The organism is Comamonas sp. SY3 (assembly GCF_041730275.1).
GTDB classification, from domain to species: domain Bacteria; phylum Pseudomonadota; class Gammaproteobacteria; order Burkholderiales; family Burkholderiaceae_C; genus Comamonas; species Comamonas sediminis.
Map to the genome: position 1 here is coordinate 40,151 of NZ_JBGTYN010000015.1, position 20,638 is coordinate 60,788.

Consider the following 20,638-nt stretch of genomic DNA (forward strand, 5'->3'; position numbering starts at 1 on the left):
ATCGCATCTCCTTGTCTTACAGCTCCGCGCCTTGGGCCGCATCGGTCGATGCATGGGCCACCAGGTGCAAACACAGGTCTTCGTAGCTCATGCCGGTGGCACGGGCGGCCATGGGCACCAGCGAATGGCTGGTCATGCCCGGCGAGGTATTGATCTCCAGCAGGAACAGCTGCTGGTCCGAGGCACGCACCATCACATCGGCACGCGACCAGCCCCGGCAGCCCAGGGTGCGGAACGCCTTCTCCGCCAGGTCGCGGATCGCCGTCTCCATCTCTGCAGGCAGCCCGCTGGGGCAGAAGTACTGGGTGGTGTCGGTGAAATACTTGTTCTGGTAGTCGTAATTGCCGTCCGGCGCGACGATCTTGATCACCGGCAGCGCCTTGGCGCTGCGGCCCTGGCCCAGCACAGCGCACGTCGTTTCCATGCCCTCGATGAACTGCTCGCACAGCACTTCGGGGTCATAGCGGGAGGCCAGCGCATAGGCCTGGGCGCATTCTTCAGGGCTGCTGACCTTGGACAGGCCAATCGTCGAGCCCTCGCGTGCGGGCTTGACGATCATCGGCGCGCCGAGCGCGGCCAGCGCATCGCGCGTGTCCTGCTCGCTGGCGGCCATGCGCCACTCGGGGGTGGACAGGCCTTCAAAGCGCCAGATGCGCTTGGTCATGATCTTGTCCATCGCGATGCTCGAGGCCATCACGCCAGGGCCGGTGTAGGGAATGCCCAGCAGCTCCAGCGCGCCTTGCACCGTGCCGTCTTCGCCATGGCGGCCATGCAGCGCGATGAAGCAGCGCGCAAAGCCTTGCTTGCGCAGCTCGCCCAAATCCTGCTGCGACGGGTCAAACGCATGCGCGTCCACGCCCTTGGACTGCAGCGCAGCCAGCACGCCCTTGCCGGACATCAGCGACACCTCGCGCTCTGCCGAGCTCCCGCCCATCAGCACCGCGACCTTACCCAAGGCCTTCACATCAATATTGTTCATGGTTTCACTCATACCGCGCTCCCTTGCGGCGCTACACGCTCTTGCCCATCGGCCAATGCCATCACCTTGGCAGCCACCGCACCAATCGATCCCGCGCCCATGCACAGCAGCACATCGCCGTCCTGCGCCTGGTCCAGAATCTGCTGGGGCAGGCTGCTGATCTGCTCGACAAACACCGGCTCCACCTTGCCAGCCACACGCACCGCGCGTGCCAGCGCACGGCTGTCGGCTGCCACGATCGGTGTTTCACCGGCGGCATAGACCTCGGCCAGCAGCACCGCATCGGCGCCGCCCAGCACCTGGACAAAGTCCTCAAAGCAATCCCGCGTGCGGGTGTAGCGGTGCGGCTGAAAGGCCAGCACCAGCCGGCGGCCCGGAAACGCGCCGCGCGCGGCCGCAATGGTGGCAGCCATTTCGACAGGGTGATGGCCGTAATCGTCAATAACCGTGAACTCGCCGCCATGGGGCAGCCGGGCCTGGCCATAACGCTGAAAACGGCGGCCCACGCCCTTGAAGCCTTGCAGCGCCCGCTGCAGGGCCGCGTCATCAATGCCGATGGCAGCGGCCACACCCACCACCGACAGCGCATTGAGCACGTTGTGCTCGCCAGGCAGGTTCAGCACCACCTCCAGATCGGGCAAGGGCTGGGCCAGGCGGCGCTGCACGGTAAAGCGCATCTGGCCGTTGTCGGCCTGCAGGTTCACGGCGCGGATCTGGGCGTTCTCGCTCAGGCCGTAGGTCGTGACCTTGCAGGCCACGCGCTCGATGATGTCGCCGACGGCCGGGCTGTCGATGCAGACCACGGCATTGCCATAAAAGGGCATGCGGTTGAGAAAGTCGACAAAGGCCGTCTTGAGCCGGCCAAAGTCATGGCCATAGGTGTCCATGTGGTCGGCATCGATGTTCGTGACCACGGCCATCACCGGCAGCAGGTTCAGGAACGAAGCATCCGATTCATCGGCCTCGACCACGATGTACTCGCCACTGCCCAGGCGCGCATTGGCGCCGGCGCTGTTGAGCTTGCCGCCAATGACAAAGGTCGGGTCCAGGCCGGCCTCGGCCAGCACGCTGGTCACCAGGCTGGTGGTCGTCGTCTTGCCATGGGTGCCGGCAATCGCGATGCCCTTGCGCAGGCGCATCAGCTCGGCCAGCATCAGCGCGCGCGGCACCACCGGAATCCCCATGGCCCGGGCGGCCACGACTTCGGGGTTGTCGGCCTGCACGGCCGTCGATGTCACCACCGCCTGGGCACCGGCGATATGCGCCGCATCGTGGCCCACAAAGGTGGTGATGCCCGCATCGCGCAGATGCGCCATGGTGCTGCTGTCCGACAGGTCCGAGCCCGAGACGGCATAGCCCAGGTTGTGCAGCACTTCGGCAATGCCGCTCATGCCTGCACCGCCAATACCGACAAAATGAATGCGTTGGATGGCGTGTTTCATCGTGCCACCTCCGCGCAGGCATCCGCCACCACCTGGGCGGCTTCCAATTTCTGCATTTTCTTCGCCTTTTGGGCCATGTCCACCAGGCCCGTCCGCTGCATATTCTCTAGCATCTGAGCCAGGTTTTCCGGGGTCAGAACGCTTTGTTGCACCAACCAGCCGGCGCCGGCATCCACCAGAAAGCGCGCATTGGCCGTCTGGTGGTCATCGACCGCCGCGGGAAACGGCACAAACACCGCCGCGGCGCCCACGGCGGCCAGCTCGGTCACCGTGCTGGCGCCTGCGCGGCAGACGATGACATCGGCATCCGCATAGGCCTTGGCTGCGTCGTCGATGAAAGGGGTCAGGCTGGCTTGCACGCCAGCGGCCGCATAGTTGGCCTGCAGCGCATCGATCTGCTTGGCGCCGCTTTGGTGGGTGACCACCGGGCGGGTCTCGGGCGCCATCAGCGCCAGCGCCTGGGGCACCACCTCGTTCAAGGCCTTGGCACCCAGACTGCCGCCCACCACCAACAGCTGCAGCGGGCCGCTGCGGCCGGCAAAGCGCTGTGCCGGTTCGGGCTGCTGCAGGAACTCGGCACGCAGCGGATTGCCCACCCACTGGCCGCCAGCAATCGCATTCGGGAAGGCGCTGAACACGCGCTGGGCCATGCGGGCCAGCAGCTTGTTGGCCATGCCGGGCACCGAGTTCTGCTCATGCAGCACGATCGGCACACCGGCCAGCCTGGCCGCCAGGCCGCCTGGCACGGTGATATAGCCGCCCATGCCCACAACCACATCGGGACGGACCTTGCGCAGCACGGCGCGCGCCTGCTGCAATGCCTTCAACAGGCGCAGCGGCATGCCGGCGAGCGAGCGCAGGCCCTTGCCGCGCACGCCCGAGAACGCCACCCGCTCCAGTGCAATGCCCTGGGGCGGCACGAGGCGCTCTTCCATGCTGTCGGGCGCGCCCAGCCAGTGCACCGTCCAGCCACGGCTGCGCAGCTCCTGGGCCACGGCCAGGCCGGGAAAGATATGGCCGCCGGTGCCGCCCGCCATGATCAGTGCCGTCTTGCCGCTCATGATCGCGCCCCCCCGGCACCCATGGCCTTGTTTTCGCAGTCGATGCGCAGCACGATGGCAATCGCCACCAGGTTCATCAGAATCGCCGACCCGCCGAAACTCATCAGCGGCAAGGTCAGTCCCTTGGTGGGCAAGGCGCCCAGGTTCACACCGGCATTGATGAAGGTCTGGAAGCCCAGCCAGATCGCAATGCCTTGCGCCACCAGGCCGGAGAAGATGCGGTCCATGCGGATCGCCTGGCGGCCGATTTCCACGATGCGGCGTATCATGAAGAAGAACAGACCCAGCAGCGCAATGATGCCGACCAGGCCCAGCTCTTCGCCGATCACGGCCAGCAGGAAGTCGGTATGGGCTTCGGGCAGCCAATGCAGCTTCTCGACGCTGCCACCCAAGCCCACGCCAAAGATCTCGCCCCGGCCAATGGCAATCAGCGAATGCGAGAGCTGGTAGCCCTTGCCCAGCGCATGCTTTTCGCTCCAGGGGTCGAGGTAGGCAAAGATGCGTTCTCGCCGCCATTCCGAGGTCATCACGATCAGCGCAAAGGCGGCCACCAGCACCAGCGCAATCAGGAAGAACATGCGGGCGTTGACGCCACCCAGGAACAGGATGCCCATGGCGATCACGGCGATCACCATGAAGGCGCCCATGTCGGGCTCGGCCAGCAGCAGCGCACCGACAATGCCCACGGCCAGCCCCATCGGCAGCACCGCGCGGAAGAAGCGCTCCTTGACCTCCATCTTGCGCACCATGTAATCGGCGGCATACATGATGACCGCGATCTTGGCCAGCTCGGACGGCTGGAAGTTCATGATGCCCAGCGAGAGCCAGCGGCGCGCGCCATTGACCACCGTGCCCACATGCGGAATCAGCACCGCAATCAGCAGCAGGATCGAGGCGATGAACAGCCAGGGCGCCCAGTGCTCCCAGACCTTCATCGGGATCTGGAAAGTGAGCACCGCTGCGACAAAGCCCAGGCCCACGCTCATCAGGTGGCGCTGGAAGAAGTAGTAATGGGCAATCTTGCCAAAGCGCGGGTTGTCCGGCATCGCGATCGAGGCCGAGAACACCATGACGATGCCCCAGGACAGGATGGCCACCACCAGCCAGATCAGCACCTGGTCGGCTCCAAAGATATTGGTCGTGTTCGATGGGGTCTGGCGGTATTCATTGCCGCCGACACGCACCGGCAAAATATCGACAGGCTTTTCCCCGGCCGGTTTGAACCAGCCCGAAAACCTGCCGCGCAGTCCGGTCTCGGTGCTCATGGCTGCACCTCCAGACTGGTGCCGCGCTCTTCAGCCAGCGCCGCCACGGCCTGGCAAAACACCTCGGCGCGGTGGCCGTAGTTCTTGAACATGTCAAAGCTGGCGCAGGCGGGCGACATCAGCACCGCGTCGCCGGCGACGGCCTTCTGGCTGGCCAGCAGCACGGCTTCGTCCATGCTGGGCGCGTGCAGCAGGGGCACACCGGTGTCGGCCAGTGCAGCCTCGATCAGCGGCGCATCGCGGCCAATCAGCACCACGGCGCGCGCATAGCGCAGCACAGGCGCGGCGAGCGGCGAGAAATCCTGGCCCTTGCCCTCGCCGCCCAGGATCAGCACGATGCGGCGCTCGGCACCCAGGCCCATCAACGCGGCCACGGTGGCACCCACATTGGTGCCCTTGCTGTCGTCAAAATATTCCACATCGCTGACGATGCCGATGGGCTCGACCCGGTGGCGCTCGCCCCGGTATTCGCGCAGGCCAAACAGCATCGGCGCAAAACCGGCCCCTGCGGCATGGCCCAGCGCCAGCGCAGCCAGCGCATTCATCGCGTTGTGGCGGCCCCGGATGCGCAACGCGTCAGCAGGCATCAGCCGCTGCAGGAACACATCGTCCGCTGCCGTCTGGTTGCGCTTGTTGCTGGCACTGTTGCCATCGTCCTGTGCACGCACCAGCCAGGCCATGCCGTTGACCACTTCCAGGCCATAGTCGCCCGGCTGGGTGGGCAGATCCAGCCCAAAGCTGATGTGCGGGCGCAGTTGAGGGCGCTGCAGCTTGATACGCACCGGTGGCGGCAGCATGGCCATCACGGCCGGGTCGTCGCGGTTGAGCACCATCAGCGCATCGCTGCCGAAAATCTTGGCCTTGGCGCCCGCATAGGCCGCCATGCTGCCATGCCAGTCCAGGTGGTCCTGGCTGAGGTTGAGCACCGTCGCTGCCGTCGGGTTGAAAGCATGCGCATCTTCGAGCTGGAAGCTGGACAGCTCCAGCACCCAGGCCTGCGGCAGGCTTTGCGCATCGATGTGCTGCGACAGCGTGTCAAGCAGGCTGGGGCCGATATTGCCGGCCACAGCGGTGGACATGCCGGCATGGGCCAGCAGCTGTCCCGTCAACGAGGTCACCGTGGTCTTGCCATTGGTCCCCGTGATCGCCAGCACCTTGGGCACATAGCCATGCGCCTGGGCCAGCGACTGCAGGGCCAGGCTGAACAGATCCAGCTCACCGCTGACCGGCAAGCCAATGGCGCGCGCCGCATCGACGACAGGCGCCACCGTCTCGGGGCTCAGGCCGGGCGAGCGGTAGACCACGCGCACCGGCTGGCCATCGACCAGCGCGGCGGTCAAAGCGCCCGCGACAAAGCGCACATCGGGCAGCTCGCTGCGCAGCTGTGCCAACTGGGGCGGAGCCTCGCGTGTATCGGCCACCGTCACCTGGGCGCCGCAGCGCGCACACCAGCGCGCCATCGCCAGACCGGAAGTACCCAGGCCCAGAACCAGCACATGCTGTCCTTGCAGCGCATGCTCCTGCCCCTGCGGCCACTGCGCAGGCACCGGGGCATAAACCACCTCGGCCTCCTGCGGCTGTATATCCACGGCGGTCACTTCACTGCTGGCCGCATCGGACACGCCAGGATCGGCAAAAATCTGCGCCACAAAGGCGGCCGCGTCCTTGGCGGCCGTCAAGGTCGACACATCGGGAACCGGCGCCATATCCACCGCCGGCGCTTCGGCAGCCGGCGCCGCTGCTGCATCTGCGGCATCGGTGGCGACCGCGGCTGACTCATCTGCAGCAGCCTCCACCGGCATGCCATCCGCCAGCAAAGGCTGCTCCAGCGGTGGTGCATCGGCGCCAGGTGCTGCCGCTTCAGGCTGCAGCCCGTCAGGCTGGGCCACGCCTGCCGCAGACACCGGCGCCACTGCTGGCGTCAACGGCGCAGCCGCAGCCTCTGCCGAGGGATCAAGGGGGTGGAGGTGCTCGGTTGACATGGTGCTCACCGCAGCTTCAGGGTAGACAGACCGATCAGACACAGCAGCATCGTGATGATCCAGAAACGCACAACGACCTGGGTCTCGCGCCAGCCGCTCTTTTCGAAATGGTGGTGCAACGGGGCCATCTTCAACAAGCGGCGGCCTTCGCCATAGCGCTTCTTCGTGTACTTGAACCAGACCACCTGCATCATCACGGACACGGCCTCGGCCACAAAGATGCCGCCCATGATGGCCAGCACAATCTCTTGCCGGACGATCACCGCAATCGTGCCCAGTGCGCCGCCCAAGGCCAGCGCGCCCACATCGCCCATGAAGACCTGGGCCGGGTGGGTGTTGAACCACAGGAAGGCCAGGCCTGCGCCGGTCATCGCGCAGCAAAACACCAGCAACTCACCGGTGCCGCCAATGTGCGGGAACAACAGATAGCGCGAGAAATTGACGCTGCCGGTCACATAGGCGAACACGCCCAGGGCCGAGCCGACCATGACCACCGGCATGATGGCCAGACCGTCGAGCCCGTCGGTCAGGTTGACTGCATTGCTGGCACCGACGATGACCAGGTAGGTCAGGATCACAAAGCCCAGCACGCCCAGCGGGTAGTTCACCTGCTTGAAGAAGGGCACCATCAGGCCGGCATTGGGTGGCAGATCCAGCGAGAAGCCCGATTGCACCCAGCTGACGAACAGGCTCCAGACCTCGGCATTGGTGTTCTCCGAGATACAGAAGACGAGGGCCAGCGCTGCAGCCAGACCCAGCACCGACTGCCAGAAATACTTTTCGCGCGAGCGCATGCCTTCGGGGTCCTTGTTGACCACCTTGCGCCAGTCATCCACCCAGCCAATCGCACCAAAGCCCCAGGTCACAATCAGCACGATCCAGACAAAGCGGTTGGACAGGTCAAACCACAGCACCGTCGAGATCGTGATCGCCAGCAGGATCAGCACGCCGCCCATCGTCGGGGTGCCGCTCTTGCTCAAATGGCTTTGCATCGCATAGCCCCGGATGGGCTGGCCGATCTTCAGCGCCGACAAGGTACGGATGACGCGGGGACCGGCCACCAGGCCGATCACCAGCGCCGTCATCGCCGCCATCACGGCGCGGAAGGTCAGGTACTGGAAGACGCGCAGAAAGCCGAATTCGGGCGACAGGCTTTGCAACCAGCTGGCGAGCACTATCAGCATGCGGCCTCCTCACGGGCGCTGGGCCCCTTGTCTGCGCACGACTGCATCGCCTGCACCACTTGCTCCATCTTCATGAACCGCGAACCTTTGACCAACACACTGCCCAATTGAGGCATCAATTTGCACACCGCATCCTGCAACGCAGGCATGCTCTCGAAATGCTGAGCGCCATCGCCAAAGGCCTCGGCGGCCGACTGGCTTTGGGCGCCCAGCGTAAACAACTGCGTAATGCCTTGCTCGCGGGCGAGCGCGCCGGCCTCGGCATGGAACTGGGGTCCTTGGTCGCCCACCTCACCCATGTCGCCCAGCACCAGCAGCCGGGCTGCGGGCAGCTCGGCCAGCACCTCGATCGCGGCTTTGACCGAATCCGGGTTGGCGTTGTAGCTGTCATCGACCACCGTCAAGCTGCGGCCCGCGACGGGTATCGCCAGCGCACGTGAGCGGCCCTTGACCGGCTCGAACGCCGACAGGCCCCGGGCAATGGCCGCCAATGGCACACCGGCGGCATGGGCCGAGGCGGCCGCTGCCAGTGCATTGCGCACGTTGTGGCGGCCGGCAATCTGCAGCACCACCGGCGCCGCGCCATCGGGCAGGTGCAGCTGCAGCTGCCAGGCGCCATCGCGCCACAGCACATCGCTGGCATAGGCCTGGGCACCATCGGCCTGTTCGCCGAACAAACAGGTCGCCCGGCCCGCTGCCAGTTCCTGCCACAGCGGGGTATAGACATCGCCGGCAGGGAACACGGCCACGCCATCGGCCGGCAACGCTGCCAGCACGCTGCCGTTTTCACGGGCCACGGCTTGCACCGTGTGCATGAACTCCTGGTGCTCGCGCTGCGCGTTGTTGACCAGGGCCACCCGGGGCTGCGCCATCGCGGCGAGCACGGCGATTTCGCCAGGGTGGTTCATGCCCAGCTCCACCACCGCAGCGCGGTGCGCAGCCGTCAGGCCCAGCAGGGTCAGCGGCACGCCAATCTCGTTGTTCAGGTTGCCACGCGTGGCCCAGGCGGCATCGCCAGCATGGGCGCGCAGGATGGACGCCAGCATCTGGGTGACCGTGGTCTTGCCGTTGCTGCCGGTCACTGCGATCAGCGGCAGCGCAAACTGGGCACGCCAGCCGGTGGCCAACGCCCCCAGCGCGGCCAAGGTGTCGGGCACCACAATGCCGGGCAGGCCTGCGTCGGCAGGGTCGGCATGGCACAGCGCAGCCGCTGCGCCGGCCGCTTGGGCCTGGGCCAGAAACTGGTTGGCATCAAAGCGCTCGCCTTTGAGCGCCACAAACAAATCGCCCGCCTGCAGGCTGCGCGAGTCCGAGTGCACGCGCAGCAGCGGCACGGCACCATCGCCCACCAGGCGGGCCTGGGGAACAAGGGGCTCAATGAAGCCCAGCGCCTGCTGCAGGGTCATCATGCTCATAGGGGTTCTTTCCGCTTGGCCAACGCAGCACGGGCGTGCGCGGCATCGAGAAAGGGCAGCTTCACGCCGGCCACTTCCTGGTAATCCTCATGGCCCTTGCCGGCCAGCAAAACCACATCCTGGCTGGCCGCGCGCAGCACCACCTCGTCGATGGCGGCTGCCCGGTCGGCCTGGACATGCCAATGCGCATCGGGCGTCATGCCGCGCAAAATGTCGTCGATGATGGCCTGGGGCTGCTCGCCGCGCGGGTTGTCGCTGGTCACCACCACCTCGTCTGCACCTGCCTGGGCAATGCGGCCCATCAGCGGGCGCTTGCCGGCATCGCGGTTGCCACCACAGCCAAACACACACCACAGCCGGCCGCCGCGCTGCGCAGCCAGCGGGCGCAGCGCCTGCAAGGCCTTGTCCAGTGCATCGGGGGTGTGGGCATAGTCGATGGCCACCAGCGGCGCACCGGGCTGGCCGACCTGCTCCATGCGGCCCGGCACTGCCGCCAGCACCGCGCAGGCCTGCGCAGCCTGCTCCAAGCTCGCTCCCAGCACCCGCAGGCTGGCCATCACCTGCAGCAGGTTGAGCACGTTGTACTGGCCAATCACCTGGCTGTGCAGGGTCACGGCAGCACCTTCGGCGCCGGCCTCTACGACGTCGAACACCAGACCACGGTCGCCCGCGCGGATGGACCGGGCAGACAGACGGGCCTGGGTGGAGTTATCCACCGAGACGGTCCACAGATCCAGCGCGCGCCCAGTCAACGAGGCCGCCAGCGCCGCGCCCCGGGCGTCGTCCAGATTGACCACGGCCGATTGCAGGCCCGACCAGTGGAACAGCGCCTCCTTGGCGGCCCAATAGGCATCCATGCTGCCGTGGTAGTCCAGGTGGTCCTGCGTGAAATTGGTGAAGATGGCCAACCGGATACGGGCGCCCGCCAGGCGGTGCTCGGCAATGCCGATGGACGAGGCCTCGATCGCGCAAGCGCCGTAGCCGGCATCGGCAAAGCCCCGGAAGGCGCGCTGCAGCAGCACCGGATCGGGGGTGGTCATGCCGGTCACATCCAGCTGGTGCGGCGGTATGCCGACACCCAGGGTGCCGACCATGGCGCAGCCCCGGTGCTGCAGCACGCCGGCTTCGCAGAGCTGGCTGACCGCCTGGGCCAGCCACCAGCTGATGCTGGTCTTGCCATTGGTACCCGTCACGGCCAGCACATCCAGCTGCTCGCTGGGCTGGCCAAACCAGGCGCTGGCGATCGGGCCGGTGGCGGCCTTCAAACCCGGCATGGCCGCAACCGGCATGCCTTGCATATCAAATTGATCGAGGCCCGCCTGCTCCACCAGGCACGCAGCGGCGCCGCGCTGCACGGCCTGCGCCACATAGGCGCGGCCATCGTTGACGCCACCCGGCCAGGCGATGAAGGCATCGCCGGCCTGCACCTGCCGGCTGTCGGTTTGCAAGGTGCCGCTGGTCACACGCTCGCGCAGCCATTCAACGGCGGCGGCGGTGCTGTGGACAGTGGTCACGGTCGTGGTGGCGCTCATAGCGGCTCCTCCACATCGTTGGCCACGATCTGCGGCTTGACAGACATATCGGGCTGCACCCCCATCAGGCGCAAGGTCTGTTGCACCACCTCGCTGAAGACCGGGCCGGCGACGGTACCACCGTAAAAGCTGCCCTGGCTGGGTTCGTCGACCATCACGGCGACGATGATGCGCGGGTTCTCAATTGGCGCAATGCCGGTGAACCAGGCGCGGTACTTGCCTGCGGCATAGCCCCGGCCCTGCTGCTTGCGGGCCGTGCCCGATTTGCCGCCGATGGAGTAGCCGACCGTCTGCGCCTTCTGGCCCGTGCCACCTGGGCCAGCGGCCAGCCACAGCATGTGGCGCACCAGCTCGGCCGTCTTCTTGGAGAACACCGGCGTGCCTGCGGGGCGGCCACTGCGCTTGAGCATGGTTGCCGGAATCACATTGCCGTCGTTCGAGAATACCGTGTACGAGCGCGCCATCTGGAACAGCGAGGCCGACAGGCCATAGCCATAGGAAATGGTGGCCTGCTCGACGGGCTTCCAGCTCTTCCAGGGACGCAGACGCCCACTGGCCGCACCAGGGAAGGCAATCTGGGGCTTTTGCCCGTAGCCCAGCGCCGAGTGCACATTCCACATCTCCTGCGCCGACATCTTCTGCGCCACCTTCAACGCACCGACGTTGCTGGATTTCTGGATCACACCGTCCACCGTCAACGCACCATAGTTGTGGGTGTCGCTGATCGTGAAACCGCCGATCGCATAGCGGCCGGGCGTGGTGTCAATGATGGTGTTGTTCTTGACGCGGCCCAGCTCCAGCGCTGTGCCCACGGTGATCGGCTTCATGGTCGAGCCGGGCTCGAAGGTGTCGGTGATCGCGCGGTTGCGCAGCTGTTCACCGGTCAGGCGCGAGCGGTTGTTCGGGTCGTAGCTGGGGTAGTTGGCCAGCGCCAGCACTTCGCCGGTGTGCGCATCCATCACCACGACGCTGCCGGCCTTGGCCTTGAAGGCAGCAACCTGGTCGCGCAGCTTCTGGTAGGCAAAGAACTGCACCTTGCTGTCGATCGACAGCTGGATGTCCTGGCCCTCCTGGGGCGGCGTCTCCACACCGACGCCGTCGACGATGCGGCCCAGGCGGTCCTTGATCACCCGGCGCGAACCGGCCTTGCCGCCCAGCTCGGTATTGAAGGCCAGCTCCATGCCCTCCTGGCCCTGGTCTTCCACATTGGTGAAGCCCACAACGTGGGCGGCTGATTCGCCTTCGGGATACTGGCGCTTGTATTCCTTGCGCAGGTAGATGCCCTTGACATCGAGCGCCTTGATCTTCTGCCCGATGTCCCAGTCAAGCTGGCGCTTGATCCAGACAAAGGACTTGTCCTCGTCGGCCAGCTTCGCATCGAACTGCGCCTTGGGCATGCCCATCAGCTTCGCAATCTCGGCCAGCTTGCCCTTGATGGCCGGGTCGTCCTGGTCCACATCTTCCGGAATCGCCCAGATGCTGGCCGCAGGCACGCTGGAGGCCAGGATCAGGCCATTGCGGTCAAGAATGCGGCCCCGGTTGGCCGGCAGCTCGATCGTGCGGGCAAAGCGCACCTCGCCCTGGCGCAGGAAGAAATCATTGCCGATGACCTGGACATAGGCGGCACGGCCGATCAGACCGGTAAAGGCCAATGCCAGACCGATCATGATGAAGCGGCTGCGCCACATCGGCGTGCGCTCGGCCAGCAAGGGACTGGTGGAGTAGCGCATGTCCTTGCTCATGGTGCCACCGCTCCAGCGCCCGGCTCAGACACGTAGACAGTGACCGCAGGGGTGGCCGTCTGCATGCCCCATTTCTCGCGGGCCAGTTGCTCCAGCCGCAGCGGCGTGGCCTGTGCCCGCTTTTCCACCTGCAGCCGCTGGTGGTCGGTCTCCAGCTGGCGCGACTCGGCCAGCGCACGGTCAAGCTCGGTGAACAGCTTGCGCGATTCATACTGCGACTGCACCAGCGCCATCGCGCTGACGATTGTCACCATGAGCAGCAGAATGTTCAGGCGCAGCAGCACGGCGCCTCCTTGTGGCATCGTCCGGGCAGGCGGCGCGTGGTCATGCAGCCACCTCGGTGCGTTCGGCCACGCGCATCACCGCACTGCGGGCGCGTGGATTGGCGGCCACTTCTGCGTCGCTCGGCTTGATGCGGTCCAGCGCCTTGAGCAGCATCGGCTTGGGCGCGGCAAAGGGTGCGCGGCGGTCGAACACCTCTTTGGAATGCTTGGCAATGAACTGCTTGACGATGCGGTCTTCCAGCGAGTGAAAGCTGATCACCACCAGACGGCCGCCGGGCGCCAGCACGCGCAGGCTGGCCTCTAGCGCCTGCTCGAGCTCTTCAAGCTCGGCATTAATGAAAATCCGAAGAGCCTGGAATGTCCGCGTGGCAGGGTTTTGCCCAGCCTCGCGGGTCTTGACTGTGCCAGCCACGAGCTCGGCCAGATCGGCAGTGGTGGCGACTGGCGAGCCAGCCTCCCGCCGCGCAACAATCGCCTTTGCAATGGGCCCAGCAAACCGTTCTTCACCGAAGTCACGTATCACCTCCGCTATTTGCTGTGTTTCCGCCTCTTGCAGCCACTCGGCCACACTCTGGCCACGGGTGGTATCCATGCGCATGTCGAGCGGGCCATCGAAGCGGAAACTGAAGCCGCGCTCGGGACTGTCGATCTGCGGGGAGCTGACCCCCAGATCCAGCAGCACGCCTGCCACCGAAGCGGCGGGCAGCTGTGCCATGTGGCTGAAGCCCTCATGGCGAATGGAAAAACGGGCGTCCGCAATCTTGCCGGCCTCGGCAATCGCTTCGACGTCCTTGTCAAAAGCAATGAGCCGGCCCTCGGCCGGCAACTTGGACAGCACCAGGCGGGAGTGCCCGCCTCTGCCAAAAGTCCCATCGACAAAGACCGGGTCCATCGCAACCCTGGCCTCCAACAAGGCGTCTACGGCCTCGTTCAGCAGGACGGTCGTGTGCAGGTAGTTCTTGGTTTCCACATGCACCTCAGAATGCAAAGTTATCCAGGGCATCGGGCGGCAGATTCTGCAGGGCTTCCGCCTCCTGCTTCTCGTATGTCGCCTTGTCCCACAATTCAAAATGGCTGCCCATCCCCATCAGGATGGCGTCCTTGGTGATGTTGGCAGCAGCGCGCAGCTCGGGAGAGACCAGTACACGGCCAGTTCCATCCATCTCCACATCCATCGCACTGCCGAGAAAAATCCGCTTGAGCACCTGCTCACCCATCTTCACCTGCGCAATGCGCGCGCTGAAAACCGCCCATTCATCCTGGGGGAAAATCATCAGGCAACCATGGGGGTGGCGGGTAATCGTGAGAGTCGGTCCGGGCTTGGTCAGCGCGTCACGATGCCGGGTCGGTATCGACAACCGACCTTTCGCATCGAGACTGAGTGAAGAAGCTCCTTGAAACACGGCGTGGACTCTGGTTGGGGTTTCGGAGGACAAGCAAGTGCACGATTTCCCACAAAACTGCACTTTTCCCCACTGTATCAGGAATTCCTGATCGCGCCACACTCCACCACAATGATTTGCAATGAAAATACAAGTAAATCAATAACTTATAACGTACTTCACGCAAAATCCGCTATGAAATTCTCTTTATTTGATAGGCACTTACAATCGCCTCTATATCCAGACTCTTAGCAAAATTGGCAGAACCGGCGATGAGCAGCTTCCGGCCTTTTGTTACAAAAGTAGAAGCTCTCCTACACGCCCACATGTGGCGCTTGGCCCAAAAGCAAGTGCCCGCCAACCAGGGCGGGCACTTGCAGCAAACTGCGCCACAAAGCGCAATCAGCGTTAGAGAATGTAACGAGACAAATCTTCGTTCTGGCTCAGGGAACCCAGGCGCTGGTCGACATAGGCAGCGTCGATCACCACGGTCTGCCCACCCAGCTTGACGGCATCGAAGCTGATCTCTTCGAGCAGACGCTCCATCACGGTCGCCAGACGGCGAGCGCCGATGTTTTCAGTCCGCTCGTTGACATCAAAGGCAATGCGCGCCAGGCGCGTGATGCCCTCGGCCTCGAACTGCAGCTTCACGCCTTCAGTGGCCAGCAGCGCTTCGTACTGCTTGATCAGCGAAGCATGGGTCTGCGTCAGAATGGCCTCGAAATCCTGCACCGACAGCGAACCGAGCTCCACCCGGATCGGAAAACGCCCCTGCAGCTCAGGGATCAGGTCGCTGGGCTTGGCCAGGTGGAAAGCGCCGGAGGCAATGAACAGAATGTGGTCCGTCTTGACGATACCGTACTTGGTCGACACCGACGTGCCTTCGACCAGGGGCAGCAGATCGCGCTGAACCCCCTGGCGGGAGACATCGCTGCCGCTGGTTTCCTGGCGCGTCGCGACCTTGTCGATCTCGTCGATGAAGACGATGCCGTTCTGCTCCAGGTTCTCGATCGCGCGGGATTTGACATCGTCCTCGTTCACCAGCTTGGCCGCCTCCTCATCGGTGATCAGCTGCAGCGCTTCGCTGATCTTGAGCTTGCGGACCTTGCGCTTTTCCTGGCCCATCTGGCTGAACATGCCGCGCAGTTGCTCGGCCATCTCCTCCATGCCCTGGGGTCCCATGATCTCGAGCTGCGGCTTGGCCTCGGCCACTTCGATCTCGATCTCCTTGTCGTTGAGTTCGCCCTGGCGCAGTTTCTTGCGAAATACCTGGCGCGTGCCGGTATCGGATGCGGCCTCGCCGGTGCGCGCGGGCGGCAGCAGCGCATCCAGGATGCGCTCTTCGGCGGCGTCCTCGGCACGCACGCGCAGTTTCCTCACATCCGATGCACGGGTTTGCTTGACCGCCACTTCAGCCAGGTCACGGATGATGGCATCCACATCCTTGCCCACATAGCCCACCTCGGTGAACTTGGTCGCCTCGACCTTGATGAAAGGCGCATCGGCGAGCTTGGCCAGGCGGCGGGCAATTTCCGTCTTGCCGACACCGGTGGGGCCGATCATCAGGATGTTTTTCGGGGTGATCTCCTGGCGCAGGCCATCGGCGACCTGCTGGCGGCGCCAGCGGTTGCGCAGCGCGATGGCGACTGCGCGCTTGGCATTGGCCTGGCCAACGATGTGGTTGTCGAGTTCGGAAACGATTTCCTGGGGTGTCATCGAGGACATAGTGCAAATTCCGGTTGGCACCCGCCGGGCAACGGGTGCAGCTGTCGATCAGTGGGAGCGGGCGGCCTGCAGGGGTGCAGCGGCCTGCAAGGCGCTTACAGGGTCTCGATGGTGTGGTGCATATTGGTGTAGATGCACAGCTCACCGGCGATGCCCAGCGATTTGCGCACCACCTCTTCGGCCGACAGCTCGGTGTTGTTCAGCAGCGCCTTGGCCGCCGAATGGGCATAGGCGCCTCCAGATCCAATGGCCACAATGCCTTGCTCGGGCTCCAGCACATCGCCATTGCCAGTGATGATCAGCGAGGCCGAGTGGTCAGCCACCGCCAGCATCGCTTCCAGACGGCGCAGCACCCGGTCGGTGCGCCAGTCCTTGGTCAGCTCGATCGCTGCACGGGTCAACTGGCCCTGGTGCTGGTCGAGCTTGGCCTCAAAACGCTCGAACAAGGTAAAGGCGTCGGCCGTGGCGCCGGCAAAGCCGGCCAGCACCTTGCCGCCATAGAGCTTGCGCACCTTGCGCGCGGTGCCCTTGACCACAATGTTGCCCAGGGTGACCTGGCCGTCGCCGCCGATGGCGACCTGGATGCCTTGCGGGGTTTCGCGCCGCACGCTGAGAATGGTTGTGCCGTGATACTGTTCCATAGTTCTGCCTATATAGAGCCATGCACCCGTTTTCCAAGGCGCCAGCGGCAGGGCAGGCGCAAATTAAAAAACGCACCCGAGGGTGCGTTCGTCGCGAGGCATCGCAGCCCCTTCAGTTCTCGCGCTGGTTGACGATGGAATGCTCGTTGATGCCAATCAGGTTGAAGAACACAGCATTCAGACGGTGCAGATTGCCAAAGCGCACAAGCACATTCTTCTGCTGGCATTCGGCCACCCAGTTCAGCACCGAGCCGGCGGCCACAAAATCGATGCGCATCAGGCGGTCGCAGCGCACGGTGAACGGCATGTCGGGCTGCACCATCGGGCTGAAGGTGTCCAACTGCCGGGAAACGTCCCCTTCGACAACGCCTTCAAGCACGGCCTGCGGGCTGTCGGCAACCGCTGGCTTTCTCTCCGGCAGATCCAGCACCATGGACAAATCGGGGGCGAACGGTGCGCCAGAGCGGGTGCTGTCACTGCTCATCTCTGCCCGAGGCGGCACCCAGGACGGTGGTGATACCTCATAGGTAATGCAGTAATCGAGCGCAGCGGCTTCAAAATCCTGCTCCAACCGCAGCAATCGCAGCAACGCCATGCGCAGCGACCACAGGTCCTGGCGCACCTGGTTGTCACCAACAGGTGTTTGCGCTTCGAGCACCGACAACAACTGGTCTGCCCCGGCAAACACCAGGCGCACATCCGGCTTGTCCGCCCAGGCGCGAAACTGTGCCAGCAACGGCACTACCGCCTCGTCGCGCACCTCGGTCACGCGGGACCAGTTCAAGGTCCAGGGTGGCGCAAAGCGCTTGAGGTTGCCCAACAGGCCATTGAGTGCAGCAACACTGAGCACCGGCGGAGCCTGCCAGTTGAGCAGCCGCACCTCTTCTGCCGGCGCATCCCCCCCTTGCAAAGCCTTGGCGCCCAGCTCCTGCGGCATCGAAAACCACACCGGTGCCGAGCGGCCGTATTTGCTGGCGAACTCGATCGCATGGAAGTCAAACTTGGTCTGGTCGCCGGTCGCACGGTAGAGGTCGAACAGCGTCAACCAGATCGTCAGCTGGCCCATCAGATCGCCTCGGCGCTGCTGCACCAGCGCCAGCAGCGATGCCTCGGCGCCCGCTGCATCACCATTGGCAAACAGCACTGCCGCCTCTTCGAGATCGGTATCGTGGATGAAGCGGGCGGATTCGACCTGCGCATCGAAAGCGGCTGGAGGCAAGGTGGCCTGCGCAGGAGCCACTGCAGGCACTGCGGCAGCCTCGGCGGGTTCTGCGGCCAGCGGTGCAGCAGCAGGCGCAACCGGCACAGGGGCACTGGCAGGTGCAGTTTCAGTCGTAGCGCTGGGCGCGGCCGCCGGCGCACTGGCGCTGTCGCCCGACCACCACTGCTTGGACATCTGCCGCTCGATCTGGTTGATTTTCTCGATGGTGTGCGAAGGATGGGCAGGCTTGCCCGCGGCAATGGCAGCGCCATCGGGCGCGGCGCCGCCTTCGAGCATCGCTGCCGAGCTGGCAGCGCCCAGGCCATCGGCGCCTGCGCTGCTGGACTTGTTGGCCTCGCGACGGATCTTGCGCAGCTGGTCAAACTCCAGCTTGCGCACAAAGTCGTTGCGGCGCTTGCGCTCCATGATCTCCTTGAGCGCCTGTTTGGAAAACTGCGCCTCTGGATTCTCCGGCTCCGGCGTCTTGTCCAGCTCCGACCACTGTGTCGTGGGTTTGGTAACAAAGCGCACCACTTTGGACAACAAACCCTTGTTTGGCTTCTGAGCCTCACTCATGGTTACTCCCTCCCCTTATGTGTCCGGTGCGCTGCCTCAGCTTCAGTCACCAAACATTTTTTGCTTCAGTTCGCGGCGCTGCTGCGCCTCCAGTGACAACGTGGCCGTAGGACGCGCCAGCAGACGGCCCACACCAATGGGCTCACCCGTCTCGTCGCAATAGCCATAGTCACCCGCATCGATGCGGCTGATCGACTGGTCGATCTTCTTCAAGAGCTTACGCTCGCGGTCGCGCGTACGCAAGACAAGCGCATGCTCTTCCTCAATGGTAGCGCGGTCTGCCGGATCGGGCACGACGACGGTGTCTTCGCGCAGGTTTTCCGTCGTGGCATCGGCATTGAGGTGGATACCGGTCTTCAGTTCCACCAGCTTCTTGCGAAAGAACGCCAACTGGATGTCGTTCATGTATTCGCTCTCCGGCATGGACAGCACCTCATCGTCAGTGAGGGTGTCTACCGTCTTGGACTTCCAGGCATTGGCCAGCTTGGCGTCGCGTTTAGGGATGGTTTGCGTAGTGGTAGGCATAGTTCTCTCGACTGGCTAGCGCAGTTCTTACATGCGACGGATGTCCGTCTCGTTACAAAAGGTGCCAAGCCCGGCAGGCTCAGCCCCCTGATCAACTCGCCCGGATCCGGCAGGATCCTGGCACATCTATGAAGTCGGGCAGGTGCCCGCATCTCCGTCATCTTGCAGGCCGACGCCACTCGCTGGCAGCGTTCAGCTCGCTTGCACAAGCCTCCTTCTCCATCAACGCTGTGCACGGGCCCCTGCCCCTGCGCCACAGCGCCCTCTCATCGACATCTCTTGGGTCAAGCACGGCCCCGTGCCTTACCGCTTGCCTGCTTTGCTGCATTTCGGGCCGCGATTGTATATGGCATCGCGGCACGGCAACAAGTGATTGCAGCCCCGATGCAACGCGGGGTTTCCCCGAGGGCTAGCGCTGGCAAAGCCTGCGGCCGGGATCAGGCCTCGACCACGCACTGGTCCAGACCTTGGCGCAGGATGTCCTGCGGCAGATCGATGCCAATGAAGACCATCTTGCTCTGGCGGCGCTCGTCGGCACCCCACTCGGGTCCCAGATCGCTGCCCATCAGCTGGTGCACGCCCTGGAAAATGACCTTGCGGTCGGTGCCCTTCATCGCCAGCACGCCCTTGTAACGCAGCATGCGCGGGCCATAAATGTTCACAATGGCGCCCAGGAAGTCTTCCAGCTTGGCCGGGTCAAAGGCCTTGTCGGCACGGTACACAAAGCTCTTGACGTCGTCGTCATGGTGGTGGTGGTGCGGATGGTTGCAGTGTTCGCCATGCTCGTGGTCGTGGCCATGGTCGTGACCGCAGTTTTCGTCGTGCACATGGTCATGGTCGTGGCCGCAATGCTCGTCATGCACATGCGCGTGGTCATGGCCTTCTTCCTTGAGGAAGTCCGGGTCGATGTTGAGCGTGGCATTCAGGTTGAAGCCGCGCAGATCGAACACATCCTTCAGCGGCACATCGCCAAAATGCACCGCACGGATCGGTGCGCGCGGGTTCATGTGCTTGAGGCGGTGGACCAGCGCGTCCTTGTCGGCCTCGCTGACCAGGTCGGTCTTGGACAGGAAGATCTGGTCGGCAAAGCCCACCTGGCGGCGTGCTTCCTGACGGGTATCGAGCTGCTGGCCGGCATGCTTGGCATCCACCAGGGTGATGATGGAGTCGATCAAATAGGTTTCGGCGATTTCTTCATCCATGAAGAAGGTCTGCGCAACCGGGCCGGGGTCGGCCAGACCCGTGGTCTCGATCACGATGCGCTCGAAATCCACCATGCCCTTGCGGCGCTTGGCGGCCAGCAGCTGCAGCGCTTCGCGCAGGTCTTCACGGATGGTGCAGCAGATGCAGCCGTTGCTCATCTGCAGAATCTGCTCTTTCGATTCCGTCTTAAGGATGTCGGTGTCGATGTTTTCTTCGCCGAACTCGTTCTCGATCACGGCGATCTTCATGCCGTGCGACTCATGCAGCACGCGCTTGAGCAGCGTGGTTTTGCCCGAGCCCAAAAAGCCCGTGAGGATGGTGACTGGAATGAGTGACATAGGACCCCTGATAGTTACACATAAGGTGGCCAACGCAAGCCGCGCCACGCGCCCGGCCTGTCCGCCCACCGGCCCATCGCGCAAGCACAGGCCTTTGTATCAAACACCGTTATGTGGGGCCATGCCAGGCAATATCAAGACCGCTGCAGTAAATTCTGTGG

17 protein-coding genes are annotated in these 20,638 nt (G+C 64.3%); all 17 read right to left on the bottom strand.

The features are described from left to right. Positions 1 to 16 precede the first annotated feature (16 nt). Entirely contained in the window at positions 17 to 991 is a 975-nt protein-coding gene (locus ACCQ08_RS17520; protein WP_312458351.1) for a D-alanine--D-alanine ligase, read from the bottom strand. Continuing rightward, positions 988 to 2,421, bottom strand: a complete 1,434-nt coding sequence (gene murC / locus ACCQ08_RS17525) for a UDP-N-acetylmuramate--L-alanine ligase (protein WP_313330025.1) — start codon at positions 2,419 to 2,421, stop codon at positions 988 to 990. Before murC ends, ACCQ08_RS17520 begins: the two co-directional genes overlap by 4 nt. Beyond that, positions 2,418 to 3,482: an undecaprenyldiphospho-muramoylpentapeptide beta-N-acetylglucosaminyltransferase gene (murG, locus tag ACCQ08_RS17530; protein ID WP_373450522.1), complete on the bottom strand. Its 1,065-nt coding sequence runs from the start codon at positions 3,480 to 3,482 to the stop codon at positions 2,418 to 2,420. Before murG ends, murC begins: the two co-directional genes overlap by 4 nt. After that, entirely contained in the window at positions 3,479 to 4,747 is a 1,269-nt protein-coding gene (gene ftsW, locus ACCQ08_RS17535; RefSeq protein ID WP_239810680.1) for a putative lipid II flippase FtsW, read from the bottom strand. The genes murG and ftsW overlap by 4 nt, the downstream gene beginning before the upstream one ends. Further along, positions 4,744 to 6,729: a UDP-N-acetylmuramoyl-L-alanine--D-glutamate ligase gene (murD, locus tag ACCQ08_RS17540; RefSeq protein ID WP_373450523.1), complete on the bottom strand. Its 1,986-nt coding sequence runs from the start codon at positions 6,727 to 6,729 to the stop codon at positions 4,744 to 4,746. The genes ftsW and murD overlap by 4 nt, the downstream gene beginning before the upstream one ends. Before the next feature lie 5 nt (positions 6,730 to 6,734). Next, positions 6,735 to 7,913, bottom strand: coding sequence for a phospho-N-acetylmuramoyl-pentapeptide-transferase (gene mraY / locus ACCQ08_RS17545; RefSeq protein WP_239810679.1), 1,179 nt, complete (start codon positions 7,911 to 7,913; stop codon positions 6,735 to 6,737). Continuing rightward, positions 7,907 to 9,322: a UDP-N-acetylmuramoyl-tripeptide--D-alanyl-D-alanine ligase gene (gene murF, locus ACCQ08_RS17550; protein WP_312458597.1), complete on the bottom strand. Its 1,416-nt coding sequence runs from the start codon at positions 9,320 to 9,322 to the stop codon at positions 7,907 to 7,909. The genes mraY and murF overlap by 7 nt, the downstream gene beginning before the upstream one ends. Positions 9,323 to 9,324: 2 nt before the next feature. Then, a complete protein-coding gene (locus ACCQ08_RS17555; protein WP_373450524.1) occupies positions 9,325 to 10,860 on the bottom strand; it encodes a UDP-N-acetylmuramoyl-L-alanyl-D-glutamate--2,6-diaminopimelate ligase in 1,536 nt (511 codons plus the stop codon). Beyond that, positions 10,857 to 12,602, bottom strand: coding sequence for a penicillin-binding protein 2 (locus ACCQ08_RS17560; RefSeq protein ID WP_239810677.1), 1,746 nt, complete (start codon positions 12,600 to 12,602; stop codon positions 10,857 to 10,859). Before ACCQ08_RS17560 ends, ACCQ08_RS17555 begins: the two co-directional genes overlap by 4 nt. After that, positions 12,599 to 12,883, bottom strand: coding sequence for a cell division protein FtsL (ftsL, locus tag ACCQ08_RS17565; protein ID WP_373450562.1), 285 nt, complete (start codon positions 12,881 to 12,883; stop codon positions 12,599 to 12,601). The genes ACCQ08_RS17560 and ftsL overlap by 4 nt, the downstream gene beginning before the upstream one ends. Positions 12,884 to 12,926: 43 nt before the next feature. Then, entirely contained in the window at positions 12,927 to 13,856 is a 930-nt protein-coding gene (gene rsmH, locus ACCQ08_RS17570) for a 16S rRNA (cytosine(1402)-N(4))-methyltransferase RsmH (protein ID WP_373450525.1), read from the bottom strand. A gap of 7 nt (positions 13,857 to 13,863) precedes the next feature. Continuing rightward, on the bottom strand, positions 13,864 to 14,289 hold the full coding sequence (mraZ, locus tag ACCQ08_RS17575) for a division/cell wall cluster transcriptional repressor MraZ (RefSeq protein WP_312417427.1): 426 nt from the start codon (positions 14,287 to 14,289) through the stop codon (positions 13,864 to 13,866). A 387-nt stretch (positions 14,290 to 14,676) separates the two neighbouring features. After that, positions 14,677 to 15,993: an ATP-dependent protease ATPase subunit HslU gene (hslU, locus tag ACCQ08_RS17580; RefSeq protein WP_373450526.1), complete on the bottom strand. Its 1,317-nt coding sequence runs from the start codon at positions 15,991 to 15,993 to the stop codon at positions 14,677 to 14,679. Between the two features lie 95 nt (positions 15,994 to 16,088). Then, positions 16,089 to 16,634, bottom strand: coding sequence for an ATP-dependent protease subunit HslV (gene hslV / locus ACCQ08_RS17585; RefSeq protein ID WP_239810674.1), 546 nt, complete (start codon positions 16,632 to 16,634; stop codon positions 16,089 to 16,091). Positions 16,635 to 16,746: 112 nt separating this feature from the next. Then, positions 16,747 to 18,411: a hypothetical protein gene (locus ACCQ08_RS17590; RefSeq protein ID WP_373450527.1), complete on the bottom strand. Its 1,665-nt coding sequence runs from the start codon at positions 18,409 to 18,411 to the stop codon at positions 16,747 to 16,749. 42 nt (positions 18,412 to 18,453) lie between these two features. After that, positions 18,454 to 18,936, bottom strand: coding sequence for an RNA polymerase-binding protein DksA (dksA, locus tag ACCQ08_RS17595; RefSeq protein ID WP_027010726.1), 483 nt, complete (start codon positions 18,934 to 18,936; stop codon positions 18,454 to 18,456). A gap of 437 nt (positions 18,937 to 19,373) precedes the next feature. Then, positions 19,374 to 20,477: a GTP-binding protein gene (locus tag ACCQ08_RS17600; RefSeq protein WP_312458312.1), complete on the bottom strand. Its 1,104-nt coding sequence runs from the start codon at positions 20,475 to 20,477 to the stop codon at positions 19,374 to 19,376. Positions 20,478 to 20,638: the final 161 nt, after the last annotated feature.

Coding starts and splice junctions, on each gene's coding strand:
- ACCQ08_RS17520 (WP_312458351.1), bottom strand. CDS start 991: ATGAGTGAAACCATGAACAATATTGATGTGAAGGCCTTGGGTAAGGTC.
- murC (WP_313330025.1), bottom strand. CDS start 2,421: ATGAAACACGCCATCCAACGCATTCATTTTGTCGGTATTGGCGGTGCA.
- murG (WP_373450522.1), bottom strand. CDS start 3,482: ATGAGCGGCAAGACGGCACTGATCATGGCGGGCGGCACCGGCGGCCAT.
- ftsW (WP_239810680.1), bottom strand. CDS start 4,747: ATGAGCACCGAGACCGGACTGCGCGGCAGGTTTTCGGGCTGGTTCAAA.
- murD (WP_373450523.1), bottom strand. CDS start 6,729: ATGTCAACCGAGCACCTCCACCCCCTTGATCCCTCGGCAGAGGCTGCG.
- mraY (WP_239810679.1), bottom strand. CDS start 7,913: ATGCTGATAGTGCTCGCCAGCTGGTTGCAAAGCCTGTCGCCCGAATTC.
- murF (WP_312458597.1), bottom strand. CDS start 9,322: ATGATGACCCTGCAGCAGGCGCTGGGCTTCATTGAGCCCCTTGTTCCC.
- ACCQ08_RS17555 (WP_373450524.1), bottom strand. CDS start 10,860: ATGAGCGCCACCACGACCGTGACCACTGTCCACAGCACCGCCGCCGCC.
- ACCQ08_RS17560 (WP_239810677.1), bottom strand. CDS start 12,602: ATGAGCAAGGACATGCGCTACTCCACCAGTCCCTTGCTGGCCGAGCGC.
- hslU (WP_373450526.1), bottom strand. CDS start 15,993: ATGTCCTCGATGACACCCCAGGAAATCGTTTCCGAACTCGACAACCAC.
- hslV (WP_239810674.1), bottom strand. CDS start 16,634: ATGGAACAGTATCACGGCACAACCATTCTCAGCGTGCGGCGCGAAACC.
- ACCQ08_RS17590 (WP_373450527.1), bottom strand. CDS start 18,411: ATGAGTGAGGCTCAGAAGCCAAACAAGGGTTTGTTGTCCAAAGTGGTG.
- dksA (WP_027010726.1), bottom strand. CDS start 18,936: ATGCCTACCACTACGCAAACCATCCCTAAACGCGACGCCAAGCTGGCC.
- ACCQ08_RS17600 (WP_312458312.1), bottom strand. CDS start 20,477: ATGTCACTCATTCCAGTCACCATCCTCACGGGCTTTTTGGGCTCGGGC.